Annotated in this window: 16 protein-coding genes; 9 read left to right on the forward strand and 7 right to left on the reverse strand. The window is 45.9% G+C overall.

Going from position 1 to position 17840, the window contains the following annotated elements:
* Positions 1–603 precede the first annotated feature (603 nt).
* Positions 604–3585, forward strand: coding sequence for a PEP/pyruvate-binding domain-containing protein (locus tag PHQ97_05970; GenBank protein MDD4392279.1), 2982 nt, complete (start codon positions 604–606; stop codon positions 3583–3585).
* 65 nt (positions 3586–3650) lie between these two features.
* Here PHQ97_05970 and miaA read toward each other — a convergent pair whose 3' ends face one another.
* The gene (gene miaA, locus PHQ97_05975; protein MDD4392280.1) at positions 3651–4586 is read right to left on the reverse strand and encodes a tRNA (adenosine(37)-N6)-dimethylallyltransferase MiaA; all 936 of its coding nucleotides are present in this window, start codon (positions 4584–4586) and stop codon (positions 3651–3653) included.
* Between the two features lie 210 nt (positions 4587–4796).
* Here miaA and PHQ97_05980 point away from each other — a divergent pair, with 210 nt between their 5' ends.
* From PHQ97_05980 to PHQ97_05990, 3 genes are all read left to right on the forward strand, one after another.
* Positions 4797–5114, forward strand: coding sequence for a TusE/DsrC/DsvC family sulfur relay protein (locus PHQ97_05980; GenBank protein MDD4392281.1), 318 nt, complete (start codon positions 4797–4799; stop codon positions 5112–5114).
* Positions 5115–5222: 108 nt separating this feature from the next.
* A complete protein-coding gene (locus PHQ97_05985; protein MDD4392282.1) occupies positions 5223–5618 on the forward strand; it encodes a secondary thiamine-phosphate synthase enzyme YjbQ in 396 nt (131 codons plus the stop codon).
* A gap of 15 nt (positions 5619–5633) precedes the next feature.
* Positions 5634–6089 carry an AsnC family transcriptional regulator gene (locus PHQ97_05990; GenBank protein ID MDD4392283.1) on the forward strand — a complete coding sequence of 152 codons (456 nt, stop codon included), beginning with the start codon at positions 5634–5636 and terminating at the stop codon, positions 6087–6089.
* 99 nt (positions 6090–6188) lie between these two features.
* Here PHQ97_05990 and PHQ97_05995 read toward each other — a convergent pair whose 3' ends face one another.
* The 5 genes from PHQ97_05995 to PHQ97_06015 all read right to left on the reverse strand — a co-directional run bounded on the left by PHQ97_05995 (position 6189) and on the right by PHQ97_06015 (position 10735).
* Entirely contained in the window at positions 6189–7103 is a 915-nt protein-coding gene (locus PHQ97_05995) for an amino acid ABC transporter permease (protein MDD4392284.1), read from the reverse strand.
* Positions 7104–7162: 59 nt separating this feature from the next.
* On the reverse strand, positions 7163–7966 hold the full coding sequence (locus PHQ97_06000; protein ID MDD4392285.1) for a transporter substrate-binding domain-containing protein: 804 nt from the start codon (positions 7964–7966) through the stop codon (positions 7163–7165).
* A 103-nt stretch (positions 7967–8069) separates the two neighbouring features.
* Positions 8070–8888, reverse strand: a complete 819-nt coding sequence (locus PHQ97_06005) for an amino acid ABC transporter permease (protein ID MDD4392286.1) — start codon at positions 8886–8888, stop codon at positions 8070–8072.
* Between the two features lie 19 nt (positions 8889–8907).
* Positions 8908–9714, reverse strand: a complete 807-nt coding sequence (locus PHQ97_06010; protein MDD4392287.1) for an alpha/beta fold hydrolase — start codon at positions 9712–9714, stop codon at positions 8908–8910.
* A gap of 343 nt (positions 9715–10057) precedes the next feature.
* The gene (locus tag PHQ97_06015; GenBank protein ID MDD4392288.1) at positions 10058–10735 is read right to left on the reverse strand and encodes a LysM peptidoglycan-binding domain-containing protein; all 678 of its coding nucleotides are present in this window, start codon (positions 10733–10735) and stop codon (positions 10058–10060) included.
* A 566-nt stretch (positions 10736–11301) separates the two neighbouring features.
* Here PHQ97_06015 and PHQ97_06020 point away from each other — a divergent pair.
* The 3 genes from PHQ97_06020 to PHQ97_06030 all read left to right on the forward strand — a co-directional run bounded on the left by PHQ97_06020 (position 11302) and on the right by PHQ97_06030 (position 15107).
* A complete protein-coding gene (locus PHQ97_06020) occupies positions 11302–13200 on the forward strand; it encodes a class I adenylate cyclase (protein MDD4392289.1) in 1899 nt (632 codons plus the stop codon).
* 91 nt (positions 13201–13291) lie between these two features.
* A complete protein-coding gene (locus PHQ97_06025; GenBank protein ID MDD4392290.1) occupies positions 13292–14188 on the forward strand; it encodes an HDOD domain-containing protein in 897 nt (298 codons plus the stop codon).
* 4 nt (positions 14189–14192) lie between these two features.
* Positions 14193–15107 (forward strand): MBL fold metallo-hydrolase, encoded by a 915-nt coding sequence (locus PHQ97_06030; protein MDD4392291.1) that lies wholly within the window; start codon positions 14193–14195, stop codon positions 15105–15107.
* Here the strand turns inward: PHQ97_06030 and PHQ97_06035 are convergent.
* Entirely contained in the window at positions 15097–15999 is a 903-nt protein-coding gene (locus PHQ97_06035) for an alpha/beta hydrolase (GenBank protein ID MDD4392292.1), read from the reverse strand. The genes PHQ97_06030 and PHQ97_06035 overlap by 11 nt on opposite strands.
* A gap of 265 nt (positions 16000–16264) precedes the next feature.
* Between PHQ97_06035 and PHQ97_06040 the strand changes: the two genes are divergently transcribed.
* Together PHQ97_06040 and PHQ97_06045 are read left to right on the forward strand one after the other, a co-directional pair.
* Entirely contained in the window at positions 16265–16564 is a 300-nt protein-coding gene (locus PHQ97_06040) for a cytoplasmic protein (GenBank protein ID MDD4392293.1), read from the forward strand.
* A gap of 12 nt (positions 16565–16576) precedes the next feature.
* Positions 16577–17776 carry an aminopeptidase gene (locus PHQ97_06045; GenBank protein ID MDD4392294.1) on the forward strand — a complete coding sequence of 400 codons (1200 nt, stop codon included), beginning with the start codon at positions 16577–16579 and terminating at the stop codon, positions 17774–17776.
* Positions 17777–17840 lie beyond the last annotated feature (64 nt).

Raw genomic sequence — 17840 nt, forward strand, 5'->3', positions numbered from 1 at the left:
ACCTTTTACGTTGCCGTCTCAATTTTGATGACTTTTTACGAATGCATTATTCCTGGCATCGGAATGATGGATCAACCAACCGTTTTTTTTAAATTATAACCGCTTGAGGGACAATTTCTGTATCAGGCAGCATTCATCGCAATTACAATATGCGGATGATCTGAAAGCTGGAAAAAGACAAATGAGGCGGAATCAATTTCAAGTAAAACAGTCTCTGATGCAACACGGCAAAGGTTGGGAATTTGAATCCGAATATGGTATTCAAGCTGAAATTTTCATGAATCAGGCAACGCTTCGATCCATGGCATAATAAGACAGGGCTGAATCAGGCAGGCCACGATCTGCCTTTTGTTAGGCTGATAACTGAATGATACCGAAGCCGTTCATTTCCTGTCAAGAAAAAATATATTTCAGCCACCTGATCCGATACTCAGGCTATCCCCCATATTTCGAATACACAATTTATGGATGGGCACCAATCCAAGACCACTTGCCATTCATGCGTCAGTGATATATTCTTTTTAATCAGCAGATGCACCTGATTTCAAAAACTGGGCCGTGCAACCGTTAACTGCCCCGGCCAGTATTATATCCGAGGTATTCATGACATCATTCACCGATCATTACCGGGCGATTCCGGACGTTCCATTCAAAATATATTATGAGCTGATGCCTTATCGGGTCCGGGAAATCCTGCTTGTGTCCAGCCCCTATTTTTTCTTTATCATGGAAGAAGACGGCCGGCTGACAGAAAAAATCATCCATGAATATCGTGGACTCAACCTGATCAATCCTCCGCGGCTGACGTGGGTCCCTGATAGCCGGGAAGCGTTCAGAGCGCTTTCTGATAAAAAATTCGACCTGGTTATCTTTATGCCCCGTGAAGGGGACATGACACCCCGTCAATTCGGAAAACAATTAAAATCAAAACATAAAGATCTTCCTTTATTTCTTCTGGCTCACGCGACCTCGGACCTGCTGTTTGATCCAAAATATTCATATACACCCTTTGTCGATAAAACCTTCATATGGTGCGGCAATACCGATCTGATGATTGCGCTCATCAAGAGCGTCGAAGACCGGATGAATGTCTCATTCGATACCCGGAGAGCAAGTGTAAGGGTGATTATCATGGTCGAGGATTCTCCATATTACTGCTCTTCGGTTCTGCCGTTATTGTATAGAGAAATCGTGGCACAGACACAAGCCGTGATGGAAGATTCGCTGAATGAGGAACATCGGATTCTGAAAATGCAGGCACGGCCCAAAATTCTTCTCGCCCAGAGTTATGAGGAAGCGTTGTCGCTTTACAAAGGATATAAGCAGCATTTGCTCTGCATCATATCGGACATCCGTTTCAGGAAAAACGGCGGCATCGACGATCAGGCCGGCTTTTCACTTCTCTCGAAAATAAAGGAAAAATCACCGGATATACCGTTGCTAATCTTCAGTGCAGAAGAGGCCAACCGCAAAAAAGCGCTGGAAATACCCGCCTTGTTTTTAAACAAAAGCTCGCCTTCCCTTCACATGGAAATTTCTTCTTTTTTAATCAAGCATCTCGGATTTGGCGATTTTATCTTTCGCCTTCCGAACGGCAATGTCATTACTACCGCGGCCAATCTCAGAGAGATGGAAAAAGTTCTCCCGTCTATCCCGCTCGACTCCATTCATCATCATGCCTCGAGACATCATTTTTCAACGTGGTTTATGGCCAGATCTGAAATCCAGCTGGCTTCGGAACTGCGGCATGTCAATGTCAACGATTTTGCCGACTCACAAACGATTAAAGAGCATCTGATCACGTGTCTCAGGCACAGGCGAAAAAATTTACAGGCAGGCGTTATAACGGATTTTTCTTTTTTAACCTTTGATACGGATACGGATTTTATAAAGGTCGGGAAAGGCTCTTTGGGCGGGAAAGCCAGAGGGCTTGCATTTATGCTGTCACTGCTGAAACAGAACCCGGACCTGAAACGTAAATTTCAGGATGTCACGATCAATGTCCCCAGGAGCCTGGTCATTTCAACCGAAGGATTTGATTCGTTTATTACGGAAAACAATTTAAAATCACTTTGCACAAGCAGCCACAGTGATGCGCAAATCAAACTGTTTTTTTTAAACGCAGAGCTTCCGCAATGGCTTTGCAACCAGTTGGAGCTGTTTCTCAAGGCAACCTGTTATCCTCTGGCCATACGGTCTTCGAGCCTTCTGGAAGATGACCAGTTTCATCCTTCCGCGGGCATCTACAGTACCTACATGATCCCAAACAATCACGAGAATCTGCAAGTCCGGATGAAGCAGTTAACCAGCGCGATTAAACTGGTTTACGCTTCGACCTATCTGAACATTCCCAGGTTACTGTCCCAATCCACGGTCCATCGAACAGAAGATGAAAAAATGGCCGTTATCGTTCAGCAGCTGGTCGGCAAACCATTCGGCGACTGTTTTTATCCGGCGATATCTGGAGTGGCCCGCTCATACAATTTTTACCCGATATCCCACATGAAACCTGAAGATGGAATCGCTCAGATTGCCCTGGGACTCGGGACAATTGTTGTCGAAAACGCATTTGGCTTAAGATTCTGCCCGGCCTATCCGCTGGTACTCCCGCAGTTTTCTCTGGTGAACGACATCCTGGACAATTCACAACGGTTTTTTTATGCACTCGATCTCAGGCCATCGGCGTCTTCGTTCAAATCCCCCGCTGATTTTACTCTGAAAAAAATCGATACCCATGATGCGTCAGATCACGATGCCGTTAAATTTGCCAGCAGCACTTATTTCCCGGAAGACCGTCGAATCCGGGATTCTTTTATCAGTAAGGGGCATCACATCATCACCTTTGCCAACATCTTGAAATATAATGTGCTGCCACTTCCGGAAATATTATCAGAAATTCTGAAGATAGGACAAGAGGGAATGGGATCTGCCATTGAAATCGAATTCGCGGTCAATATTGCATTCCCAACCGACCAAAAACCCGAATTTTCTCTGCTTCAGATCAGGCCGATGGCGTCCGGAAAAACAAATACCCGCGTTTCCATCAAAGATGAGGACATCTCACAGGCGCTCTGTTTTTCAACTCATAGCCTGGGCAATGGCATACAAACCGTATCGGCCATCGTCTTTGTGAAACCTGACAAATTCGACACGGCCCGGACGATCGACATGGCGGCCGAAATCTCTAAAATAAACCATACCTTCCAGATGAAGAAACAAAAATATCTACTGATCGGACCTGGCCGCTGGGGCTCGGCAGACCCGCATCTTGGAATCCCCGTGAAATGGAATGACATTTCGGCCGTAGCCGCCATTGTTGAAACAAAAACCGGATCACTGAGAGCTGAACCCTCTCAAGGCTCTCATTTCTTTCACAATATCACATCACACGGGATCAGTTATATCAGCATATCGGATTCGGAAAATGATTTTATCGACTGGGACTGGCTGCTGTCCCTGCCGTTTAAAAGAGAATCCCAATTTCTTAGAATCGCTGAATTCACCCCGCCGGTTACCATAAAGTCGGACGGGAAAAAATCACAGGCCTGCGTGTCAGGGCCTCGGAAAAAACCGGCGGGACCTTGAAAACAGGCCCCGCCGGCATTTCGATTTCTCTGTACCCCCCATTGCGTTTTCGCTATTCCCCATTTTCAGGCGGACTGTAAAAAATTCAGAACCATTTGTTTCACGGATCCCTTCTGCTCGGGTTCAAACCATGTAATCTCCGGATCGGCTTTAAACCATGTCATCTGGCGTTTAGCATATCGACGGGTATCCCGTTTCATAATTCGAATCGTTTCATCCCAGGAAACACGCCCCCCGATATAATCGGTCATATGCCGGTAGCCGATCGACAGCATGGATTTGTTCGCTTGGCTGTAACCCTGATCAAGAAGGCGCTTGACTTCGTCCAGGAGCCCGGCTTCAATCATCGCATCAACCCTGTCATCGATTCTGGAATACAGCCGCTCTCTGGGCATTGTCAATCCAATTTTCAAGGCATGAAACGGACACTCTGAAAACCCATGTTCTCTGTGATACTGCGAAATGGTCTTACCGGTATGTTCATATATCTCAAGCGCCCTGACAATCCTTATTGTATCATTCGGATGTATTCTCTCTGCCGCAACCGGATCGCATTCGCACAGCCGGTCATAAAGAAACCCGGCACCTTTATCGAGGGCAATCCGTTTCAAGCGGTTTCGAATCGTTGCATTTGATAAACCTTCCATAAACAGGCCGTGGATAAGCGCCTTGATATAAAGCCCTGTCCCCCCGACTATAAGCGGAACTTTCCGGCTGTCGTCAAGTTCCCGGATTATCGCTGTGGCCATGTTTACAAATTTTGCCGCATCAAATGCCGCATCCGGGTCCACCACATCTATCAAATGGTGCGATACGAGAGACTGCTCAGAAGGCGTTGGTTTTGCAGTTCCAATATCCATATACCGATAGATCTGCATGGAATCGGCGCTGATTATTTCGCCACGAAGCTCCTGCGCCAGGTGAACCGCCAAAGACGTTTTCCCGGAACCCGTGGGGCCGCAGATAACAACAACTTTAATTTTTTCAAAAACAGCGTCCATGTTCCTCTTCATCGTCCCGTGAATTGCAGCAAACAGCCCATCACAATGTGATTATCATTTAACTATCCGGTTTTATATTATATTCAATCATCAATCCTGGCACACACTCAGGAAATATTATTGACAACATGGTATCATTAAGATAGATTTTTTTAAATGTTTATTAAATTGATAAAGTCTATGCGGAATACATAAGAAGGAGGGGCTTAGATGCCAGTGGTTGAATTTCAAGGTAAAACATTCATCACCGATGAAGACGGATTTATCAATTCTTATGAGGCCTGGTGCATGGAGTGGGTTCAATTTGTAAAAAAGGAAGAAGGAATCGATGATCTTTCTGAAGATCACTGGAAAGTGATCAATACCCTTCAGGATTATTATCAAAAAAATGGTATCGCCCCGATGGTTCGTATATTGTCGAAAGTGACCGGATTCAAATTAAAACATATCTATGAGCTTTTCCCTTCCGGACCCGGCAAGGGGGCGTGCAAAATGGCAGGCTTGCCAAAACCTACCGGTTGTGTGTAACGGCTGAGCACCTCTGATCTTTACCCGGCGCATAACATCTGTACATGACTTCACATAAACCCTGCCTGCGGTACGGGTTTTTCTTTTTAGAATAAAGCGGGGGCAATGATGATTCTTACTGTAAAATCCGCTCATCAGACCGAACTGATCGATATCACATCCGATATTCAGAATCTGATTCAAAGCAGCCGGATTCGTGACGGGATCTGTTTCCTGTTTACACCCCACACAACCGCCGCTGTAACGATTAACGAAAATGCCGACCCGGACGTAACGTCTGATATGCTGATGGTATTAAATCAGCTGGTTCCCTGGAAGGCTGCCTATCGACATGCGGAAGGAAACTCGCCGGCGCATGTAAAGTCCACCCTTGTCGGTGCATCCGAACTCATTGAAATCGCAGAAAACAAACTGGTATTAGGTACCTGGCAGGGTATATTTTTTTGCGAGTTTGACGGCCCTCGCACCAGAAAATTGCATGTGCGCCTGATACCCGCATCATAAAGGAAGGAAGCATGTATGTCAGCTTTGGATGATACGGACAAACGACTTCTCAATCGGATACAGTCTGATTTTCCCATCACATCAAGGCCCTTTCAGACGATTGCGGACGATATCGGTCTTTCTGAAAATGAAGTTTTAGATCGAATCGGCCAGTTGAAAGCCAGCGGTATTATTCGCCGGATCGGCGCCAATTTTGTTCCGGCAAAGCTGGGGTATGTGAGCACACTGTGCGCAGCAAAAGTCCCGGAACACAGAATCGAATTTTTTGCTCAGACAGTAAACCGCTACACGGGGGTAACTCACCATTATCTCAGAGAAAATGAATTTAATATCTGGTTTACTTTTATTGCATCATCCATGGAAAAAATTGACCAATATCTGAATGATATTTCCCGGGAGACCGGAATAACAGAAATTCTGAATCTTCCTGCAACAAATGTGTTTAAAATTAAAGCCGAGTTCGGACTTTAGAAACCCCTTCGATTAAATCCGCGAATTCTTTCTTCAAGTTATTGGATGGCGCCGTTGTATTCGGCGCCTTCTGTGTGATGGTATCTGGAACCGGACATATCATCCTCGCCGGACAAAATCATGCAGGCCCACCGAAAGGAACCGATTCACATACGTTTCAATTCGGCCGACGATCATCGAACATGGCAGGGTCAACATGAGATACAAAAGGGCTACGGTGATCCATATTTCAAATGTCAAATACGTTGCCGATATCAGTTCCATTCCCTGGAAAGTGAGCTCCTGAATGGAGATGACCGAAACGATAGCCGAATCTTTAATTGTCGAGATGAACTGACCGGTCAGGGGCGGCAGAACACGTCCAAACGCCTGCGGTAAGACCACGTATCGCATCTGCTGCCATTTTGACAGCCCCATAGCGCAAGCCGCTTCCCATTGCCCTTTTTCAACAGACTGGATGCCGGCCCTGACAATTTCCGTAATATATGCCCCCTCAAAAACCGCCAGGGTAACGGTTGCCGATAAAAACTCATTGAGCAGCGTGGGCGGTGCAAATAAAACAGCCATGACCCACTGAACCGGCCAGGAACTGTTTCGGACAAATTCTTCGACACCCAGCACCGGGAGGAACTGTTCGCTGACGAAAAAATAAAAAATAAAAATCAGAACCAGCGGCGGAATGTTTCGCATCAGCTCCACATAGGTTCCGGACACCAGTCTTTTGAACAGACTTTGGCTGATACGGCACAATCCCATCACCGTTCCGATGAACATCGCAAGGACCGTGCCCCAGGCACTCAGACGAATCGTGGTAAACAGCCCCTGCATCAGCAGATTTGCCACCCACTTTTCATTTTCCGCATCATACCGGAACAAATACTGGGGGATAATCTTCCAGTTCCATTTATAATGAAGTCCCACGTTGATTCTGTAACCAATATATAACACGGCGGCGATCAGCAGCAGCGCAATGAATATATCTAATCTTGAAATTAAATACTTACGGTATCTCAAAAGCGGTCCTGGAGGCAAATTCGGGTTATTGGATTCATTGAGTTTGCCGGGCATCCGGCCTATTGAATCATGGGCTCCCACAATCGGGTGTCAAACCAGTAGCGTTTTCGTTCCTTTAACCAGCCTTCCTCCTCAACAACACGAATCCAGCTGTCGACAAAATTCAGTGTATCTACATCTCCTTTTCTCAAGGCAAATCCAATGGGCTCTCTGGTAAAGGTATCGGACAGGGGCAAAAACAGTTTATCCGGATACTTGAGCGCCTGGAAACCGGGCGTGGGAGCTGATCCGACTACACCGTAAACCCTGCCGTTCAAAAGCTCCTGATAGGCCTGGGACTCATCGTCAAACAGACTCAGGGTAGCATCCGGCATGAACCGTCTGGCCGCTGTCACCGCTGTAGAGCCCAGTCTCGCTGCCAGCGATACGCCCGGTTTATTAAAATCCTCCAGCGAATTAAATCCCTCTGCAAGCTTCTTATGGGCGACGATAGACATGCCGGTATAATCATAAGGGATGCTGAAATTCACCTTCAGGTTACGGTTGGGGAGAATTCCCATTCCGCCGATAATGATATCAAATTTGCCGGTAATCAAGGCCGGGATAATCCCGGCCCATTTGGTCGGAACGAATTCTACATTCACCCCCATATCCTGAGCAAGTCGTGTAGCCACATCGATTTCAAACCCGATCAGCCTGCCGGTTTTATCCTTCATGGCCCATGGCACAAACGTGGACATCCCCACCCGAAGCACCCCCTGTTTCATCACCCGCTCCAGCGCACTCTCCGCTTGCGGCGCGGTAGGCGTTGGCTCATTCGAGCAGCCCGAAAAGCAGCCCATCAACGCTATAATCAATAACATCACAGATAGTTGTCGCCCGGATTGCATCCGGCACCTCCCTTGTATGCATATATTGATGGTTAGGGTCGAGGTAAAAGCAAATAATGTGATTTCACTCGACCGGTCACGTCTCGACTTTGAAACGTTTTTCCAACCTCTGGACGCCCATCGAAATTACCATGGCCAGGACCAGATAAATTCCCGCAAGCACAAACCAGATTTCAAACGTCAGATAGGTTTCGGAAATAATTGCCTGCCCCTGCATGGTCAGGTCATATATGGCAATGGTACTTACCAGCGCAGAATCTTTAAGCAGGGATATGCTCTGTCCGGTCAGGGGGGGAAGAATTCTGCGAACGGCTTGAGGAAAAATAATGAATCGGCAGGTCTGAAAACCTGTAAAACCCTGGCTGTAAGCCGCCTCCCACTGGCTTTTATGAATTGAAACAATGCCGGCCCGAAAAATTTCAGATGCATATGCCCCCTCAAACAGACTCAATGCCAGCACAGCGGAGGTAAACCGACCGATATCGAGGACCGGTGATATGACGAAATAAATGAAAAACAGTTGAACCAGAAGCGGCGTATTGCGGATAAGTTCGATGTATCCCCTGGCCAGAATTTTTGCCAGAAACGAATCGGAGAGTCGAAACAGCGCCGATAACAGACCAAAAAAAAACATTGCGACTAAACTATATACCGTGATGCGGACGGTTACGATCAGTCCGTCAAGAAGGGGTCCGATGACAAATCGGCCATCATCAAATGAGCAGACATACCGGAAAACACGATACCACTGCCAGTTGTAACCTGTTTTCTCCGTACCGCGGTACATCAGCCAGATGATGAAACCGGCAGCTGCAAGGAACTTGAGAATGTCTGCCAGGGGCAAACCGATCAGTTTATGGAATTTGTTTTTCAAAGGCAGACAAATTCGTTTCATTTCTCATGAGAGTACCCGTTTATGGATGTATCGCTTTATCCGTTATTTTTTTTACGGCCCCCATATACGCTGTAAATCCGCAAGATAAAATATCATTATGATTCGCTTCGGGGATTTTAAGTAATTGTTTATCTTCAGCGCCGCAGGCATCATATAATGCCTGAGCATCACGAAACGGGATGATATGATCCCACTCTGCATGAATAATCAACACGGGTCTGTCAACTACCCGAATTTTTTCCAGGTGATGAAATCCGTTTTCTTCCGTCAATTTGAGGGATGCAACCCGAACACCGAGCACCTTCAACAGTGCAAGGGTATAAGCAAATCCGCTTTCGATGATCAGCCCGCCGATATCACGGTTATAGCATGCGGCCAGTTCAAGGGCTGATGCGCTTCCCATGGATCTGCCCATAATGATCAATGGCCCGGTATATCCATTGGTCTTCAGCCATTGCCGTATAAACCTGAAAATCGCATGACTGTCATTGAGCATCCAGCTGACGCCGGGAGTGCCGTTCGATCGTCCGTAACCCCGGTAATCCACCGCAATGAAGTTGATCCCCATCCGGTTGTAGACGGGACCGAGTTCATCATAATCCGCCACGATTTCGCCATTGCCATGGAAAAAAACAACGTTGCCGCCAGCGGATTTCGACATATGAAACCGGGCGCCGATGTTGATCCCCTTATCCACAGGAATCAACACATCCTGTGCAAAAACGGAGGTGTCAGCCATTTTACTTTCCGGCCGGGGATAAAACATGCACACGGCAATTTCCGGATGATCCAGCGTTGAGTAATCTTCTTTCAAACTATCATTCATCTGATATTTTCCGTGGACGATCCGACCGGATACGAAATAGCATGAAATACAATTTCAAAATGAACCGGACCGGAACATTTTTTTATGATGGACAAAAAGATGGATGGGAATGAGGCTGACCTTGCTGATCTATGATTAACACGCTAACAGGTTACCGCAAATTTGTAAAGACCGAAGCAGGGGGAGAAAAGTACAGAGCTGAGTGCCGAGTTAAGGAAGAAGAGCCGTGCTGAGTGCCGGGGACTGAGAAAAAAGAGGGTAAGCAGCAGGCAGCGGTAATAAAAGCCAAGGTGATGAAAGGTTCTTGATTTGCTGCCGGCTGCCTGCTCCATACTGCCTGCGTTTACAGGCTTTCCCCTACAATCAGTTTCTGCCCCGGATGAATGAGCGCTTTCGCGCCCAGTTTATTCAGCAGTTTTAATTCATTCAGACCGATATTATACCGGCGGCTGATACGATACAGGGTCTCTCCGGAACGTACCGTATGGTACCGGGTTGCGGCTTGTTTTTTCGCAACCGGCCCAGATTTCACGGCCGCGGTTTTTACATTTTTTCCTGTCGGAATCTGCTTATTCATCTGTCTTATATCACCGGCGATGGCATCTATACGTGCCGAAACGGCCACATTGGATCGATTCAATTGCTGAATAAGCTGCTCCATCGTTTTTGCTCTTTCGTCCAGCGCAGCTATTCTGTCAACACTTTTATCCAACCGGGCTATTTTTTCCTCGATAAATTTAACTTTTGTCTTATACGCTTCAAATGGATTTTCCTCTTTTCCCGGATTTTTCATTATCAACGCAATAAACACAATAATCAGGACGATCAGGCCGGCACCAATGAGTATAAACGGCCTCTCCGGCCTGCCGCCCAGTCTCAAAGGCCAATTGCCGATATTGAATTTATGCCAGACTGATCGTTTTTTTTCATAAAAATAATCATCCCTGTCTGATTCAAGATTTACATGATCATCATCATCAACATTTACATGATCATCATCATCAACGCCTTTCCATTGCATGACATCACCTCTGAATTCATTGTGATTCAGACCCGGGCTCGTTCCAGGCCTGATGAGCTTGTAAGAAATGGGCAGGACTTTTACGAAGCCGTCAAACCCGCACGCGTATAATTCGTTTTTATTATACATATCAAATGATATGATAAGTTCAACGGAAAAACATCCGCTTAAAGCCTCCGCGAATCAATTACATGCCAAACAAGCGGCACTGCGGGCCGGAATATCCTTTGTTTCGGAACCATGTCGAGACAGGTATGATACATTTGTTTTCTTCGGGAATTCTTCATATACAGAAATTTTTCTTGACTAATATTCACACTTTCTATCATATATTGTACGCTTTTCAGCGGCCGGCTGAATGGGTGTATCTGCACTGCCGGTTACGATGCGCCCTGCTGTTTATGCAGGATCAGAGTTTTCAGCCCTTATTTGTCATTCCCGCGGGAATGACGCATGTGGGTACTTTTACAAGACGATCAGTTCCGGGCTGGAAACACACGTTACTACCCATCCGGTGAAAACCGATTTTATGAACGGACACAGGCTCAAAAACTGCAAACCAGATAATGATCAATAAAATTCTGAATTATAACAAAAAAACGTACTATAAATATAACCGGTTCAGAAAACAGATTTTTTCCGAACTGGCCCCCAAAGAAAGTGAAGCGGTTCTGTATCTGCTTCCCTGGCTGTTAAGCATCAACCATTTTACCTGCCCCGGATATGTTCCGGATCTGAAAAAAGTGTTCCGGGTATTCAATATCGATAACGAGCCGGAAATCATCAAACGCGAACCCGTATTCAAACACATGTTCGGCATCGCCCGCCAGGAATCACTGATAGCCCCCCCCAGAGCCTATCTCGTAATAGAGGGGTTGTATACCATCGGAAGTATCGGAACGATCAACCAGACTTCGGAATCAGACTGTGACATCTGGGTATGCTACGACAAAGCCCTGTATAACAAAACCACATTGAAGCATCTGCATCAAAAACTCAATCTGATTAAAGACTGGCTGGATATCAACTATAAAATACCGGTTTATTTTTTCATATCCGATATCGGCGACATCAAAAACAGCCGATTTGGCAGTGTGGACTCTGAAAGCTGCGGAAGCACACAAAAAAATGTCCTGAAAGAGGAATTTTACCGGACCTGTATTTTGATATGCGGCAAAATTCCATTATGGTGGTTGTGCTACACCGACAAAGTCTATATGGATTATGATCAGACAGTGGCAGCCATAAAAGCCAAAATGTATGACGGATGCGACCTGATTGACTTCGGGAATCTGGAAGTGATTGAAAGCCGGGAATACTTTGGCGCTGCCCTGTGGCAGCTGCATAAAGCCCTGACAAAACCTTTAAAATCAATCATTAAAATGATTTTGTTGAAAATGCTGCTGGATGCTTCCCAGGAGCATTTGATGTGCCACGAATTTCGAAAACAGGTTCTCTCTGTTCACGATAAACCGATGTTCCCTGACCCGCTGGTGTTCACTATCGTCTCCATTTTCAATTATTACAAACATTATCGAAAGAGCACGCTGCCATTTTTAAAAAATTGCACCTATCTTCGCTGTAAAATCAAGGAAAACGATAAAAGTCAGACATTGAAAAAAAAGATCGCGGAGGATCTGTTCACCCGGTATCCAATTGATTCCAAAACCAAACAAACTCTCAGCGAGTATGCCTCGTGGGATTTGGAAACTCAGATCGACCTGGGCAAACGCATTTTCAAGCTGCTGCTTCGGATCTACAAAGAAATTGCCACTGCCCATTCGGGAGAAACCGGCATTATAGATCAGCAGGACCTTACGATCATCGGCAGAAAGCTTTCAGTTGTTTACCAGAAAAAAAAGGACAAAATCCCCACCATTCTCAAGCCCACAGACGTGTTGAACCTGTCAGCCATCCATCTGAGCCTGGAAAAGGACACATGGCAGGTATTTGTTGGCAACCGGGACGCAAAGCCCCTGGCCTCAGGCACTGACATTATCTATACCATCGCCTTTATCGTATGGAACAATCTGTTTGATTCAAACAAAGTCCATATGGATCCCAATCCGTCAAGCGTTACGCTGCAGGAAATTATCAATCTGTCCAAACGCATCAGAGATTTTTTTGGCACCTTTGACACCGTCTCCATCGAGTACTCGAATTTTCTCAAAAAAGAATCCATCCCAAAAATACTGGTAATCGTAAGCTTCGAAAAAGCACCGTGGGATAAAGATATTAACGATTTTGGAGTCGTCTATCTGAACAACTGGGGTGAACTTTTTGTCAAACGGTTTGCCTCCCCTTTTAAACTCGATTCGTTTTTAAATACGAATTGTACGGATCGAAACCGGATGATGATCAGCTATTATGTTCAACGCAATTCTTTTTCTTATGAAAAAATCATTGAACGGACCAAATATATTATACTGGATACTTTAAAGTTACAGATAAAAGATGAAGGCTAAAGATAAAAGATGAAGGCTAAAGATAAGATTAAATCTTCAATCATATTTTACTCTGCCCTCAGCACTCAGTACTTTTTATTGGATATAAACGATGACACAGGCCTCTTCGCATCAAGATCAAAGCATTCCGTTATCCGTAGAACATTATATTGCCCGAATGCCGAGGCTTTCCACCACTATGGCAAAAGTGGTGGCCATTTGTAACAATTCCGAAACTTCAGCCAATGATCTGAACCGTGTTATTTCACTCGATCCGGTTCTGACCGGTCAGGTCCTGAAACTGATCAATTCTGCATACTACGGCCTCCGAAGCGAGGCAACATCGCTTACAAGAGCTATTATAATGCTCGGAGTCAACACGGTAAAAAATATCGCCCTGAGTTCCGTCATCCTGAAAAATACCGGGCAGAAGCATTTATCGGACAAAGCATTTATGGACAGATTCTGGGCTCATTCCCTGAATGTCGGAGTAACCGCCAAGACGCTGGCTGCCATGAATCAAATCCCGATCGCCAGCCGGGAGCAGTTTTTTGTCGCCGGATTGCTCCATGACCTTGGGAAAATCCCTCTTCATGCAGCTTCACCGGAAGCATATGGCCGGCTATCCGAATACGACATCGCCGGGCAGGCCCGAATCTGTCATGATGAAACGACCACATTTGGAATACATCACTGCACGATTGGCCAGATCATCGCAGACAAATGGGCACTGGGAAAAAAGCTGAGTGATTCACTTGCTTTTCATCATGATCCGGATCAGGCAGATGAAAAAACCCGGACAATAGTATCCTTCGTAGCCATAGCCAACATTTTTTCTATTGCTTTTAAACAGAATTTATCTGAAGGTAATTTTTTCGAAATACAAATACCGAACGGGTTATTAAATCAGGCAGGCGTTCACCAGCTGGTATTTTCCGACCTGAAACGAATTGTCTCTGAAGAAATCGAAAAAGCAAAAATATTTTTAGATATCATTCAAAAAGGTTAGGCAAATGAAAATAAAATTCTGGGGGGTAAGAGGGTCTATTCCCTGTCCGGGTCCAAACACGGTAAAGTATGGGGGGAATACAGCCTGCATTGAAATTTATTTTGCTGACATCAACAGACGGATCATCATCGATGCCGGTTCAGGAATAAGAGAACTGGGCAATTATCTTCTGTCTGACCCGGCTTCTAACTCCCCCGTAAACGCAGACATTTTTCTGAGCCACTCCCACTGGGATCATATTATGGGCTTCCCGTTTTTCGGACCGATTTATATCCCGACAACAAAGCTCAGAGTCTATGGCCCCGTCACATACGAAGACACGATTAAAGAAGTCATCGGGGGGCAGTTCACTTATCGATATTTTCCAGTCCGGCAATCCGAGCTGTCTTCCGATATAACCTATATTGATCTCAAAGAAGGCTGTTACGATTTGGGCGATGGTATAAAACTGACGGCCAAATATCTGAATCATCCGGTGCTGTGTCTGGGTTACCGGTTTGAATACCAGGGAAAAGTGTTCTGTACGGTTTACGACACGGAACCGTTTCAAAATATTTTCTGCACTGACCCTGCTGATCCTTCTTATGATGAGGCTATCGCCCGTGAAGGCCAGGAAGCTGCGGATCTGGCGAACAGCCTGGTGGAAGCGTTTTTTTCTAACGCCGATCTGATCGTCTATGACGTGCAATATACACGGAATGAATATGAATCGTCAAAAGTCGGCTGGGGACACACCTCGATTGAATATGCCATCTCATCATCAATACGCAACAAGGTCAAACAGGTAGCGCTGTTTCATCATGATCCGGTCCGTACTGACCGTCAAATCGATGAACTCACCCGCAGATATTGCAACCCGACTGACACGGGTTCCACAGAGATTTTTTTTGCAAGGGAAGGCATGGAAATTAATCTATAAAGCTGTCAAATTCATTCCAGAACACCTGCTGAATCGAATCGGTTTCCCTCAGAATTTCGTGACGGGCTCCCGGGATTTCGACAAATGTCAAATAACGGCTGCCAGCACATAACAATTTCTGGGCTCTGACAGATACGATTTTATCATGTTCTGCCCCTGCCACCAGAACCGGGACCTGAATGGCTTTCGCATAGCCACGTCTCCGGAGAATATCGATTGAATCCAAACCTGCCTGAAGCCATGCATATGTAACGCCATAAACGGCAAGCGCCGGATTTTGTAAAATAACGGTTTTCTCTTTCATAAACCGTAAGCGATCGGATGTCATCCGGTTTCCTTCAAATCGATGACCAGGGCACCCCCCTCCCGAACCCGGCACCCATGCATCTTCATGGCCGGTTTTTATTCTGATCCGGGCCAGGCAGCGAACAAACCATCTGGGAAACGGAAATGTCACTATATCAATCATGGGGGCCACCAACACCGCTTTGCTGACAACGTCCGGACAATCATGAATGTATCTGAGTGCGATGTTCGCCCCCATTGAATGCGCAAGGATGAACAGAGGAAGCCTTGCCTGATGCTCAATCACCACGTGCCGGATAACACATGACAAGTCCTGGATATAATCCTCGAAAGTCTTTATATGCCCCTTATGACGGTTGGGCAGAAGCCGTGTTGACAATCCCTGGCCCCGCCAGTCAAAACTGTATACGTCAAAACCTCTCAGGGTCAGTTTTCTGACTGTCTCATCATATTTTTCAAGAAAGTCTCTCCTGCCATGGAGAACCATGATACTGCCGCGGTAACATGAATTATCAGCAGGCCAGAATCCATACCGTAAAAAAATATTATCATCAACGCGAAGATATCCGTAACCGTCTGAAGTCATGGGTTTATCAATTATCTGTTATCTGTTATCAGGAAAGAGAAAAAATGCTCTGATCTCTGCCTGCACCCCGCGCCCATGCCCTGGCATTTTCGCTGCCTGCTCATCACTCTCCCCGACCCCTGACTTCTGACTTATCATGCTTGATTTCAAGAGGCTTTTCCATTAAGCTGATCGGAGTAGTCAATTTCATTTACCCCTGACGGATGAAACGTCGGGGGTAATTTTACCGAAACCCTTAGGGCGCGCTTAAAACATGAAGTTATTCATGTGCGAACCCTTAATGAAAGTCAATGTATTTTTTAACGCCATGAAAAAGCATTCACATGAATTTATCGAGACATACACCGGTATGGTGGGATTTGGAATGGACCGGAAGACCGATGAGCTTACGGTCATGTATTATCTCCAGAAAATTTCAGATGACAAACTCCTGCAGGAGCTGATCAAACGACTTTCGCATGAAGAGCTGGAAAACATTTTCGACACGATCAGTCAGCTTCTCAAGCGGCATCTTACCGAACCCGAATATCACCGCCTTTTTTTAAAGGACAAAGACATCCAGTAAAGGAGTACGCTGATGCTCACAGAAATCCAACTGCACAACTACGCGGATGTTCTCCTGTGGGGACTGAATACCGCACGGACGCAACGCTATAAAAAAAATGACCTGATACTGATCCGATATGACCTTGCAGCACTCCGGTTTGCTGAAATTCTGCATGAAAAATTACTCACAAAGGGGTTTAATTCCGTACAGCGACTCAACACCACTCCCGAAATGGAAAAAAACTTCTTCAACCTGGCAACCCCCAGCCAGCTGGTCTATCAGACGCCGGGAGACAAGGAATTATACAGTCATCTAAACGGCAGCATTTTCCTGCATGCACCGGACTCCATCACCCATCTGAGCACGGTTGATCCGCGCAAAATCGGAAAAGCAACCATTGCCAGAAAATATATACGTGACATTTTGGATCAGCGTGAGGATCGGGGTGATTTTGGATGGACGTTGTGTCTGTGTCCCACTCAGGAACTGGCTGATCATGCCAGACTGTCCTTAGATGATTATACACTTCAAATTATTCAAGCCTGCTTTCTGGACAAACCCTCACCGGTTGATGAATGGCGGGATATATATAAACGGGCTGTCACCATAAAAAAATGGTTAAACCGCATGGACATTGACACGCTGCACATTGAATCCGAAACCATCGATCTTATCATCACACCGGGAGCTAAACGACAATGGATCGGCATTTCAGGTCACAATATTCCCAGTTTTGAAATTTTTCTCTCCCCGGACTGGAGAGGAACCAGGGGTATCTTTTTTTCAAATCAGCCGTCATATCGAAGCGGAAATTATGTAGAGGATGTGAGACTGGAATTTAAAAAAGGATCTGCGGTCAACATCGAGGCCAGAACAGGAGAGGAATTCGTGCGGCAGCAACTGGCCATGGACAGCGGCGCAAAGAAAATCGGAGAATTTTCTTTGACAGACAACCGTTTCTCCCATATCAACGCATTTATGGCCAATACCCTCTATGATGAAAATTACGGCGGCCAATACGGTAATTGCCACATCGCCGTGGGGTCATCATATTCGGACACTTACAACGGCAATCCCCGGGAACTGACGCCAGACCTTAAAAAGCAGCTGGGCTTTAATGATTCAGCGCTTCACTGGGATCTGGTCAACACGGAAAACAAACGTGTCGTGGCGCATCTGGCTACCGGGGAAAACATCACCATCTATGAAAACGGACAATTTCAGTATTAAGGGAGCCGGTAAAAACGGGGATCAGTTAATCAGCAATGCCTGATCAACTGATCCCCATCCGTCT

The sequence above is a fragment of the Desulfobacterales bacterium genome, assembly GCA_028704555.1.
Lineage (GTDB): Bacteria > Desulfobacterota > Desulfobacteria > Desulfobacterales > JAQWFD01 > JAQWFD01.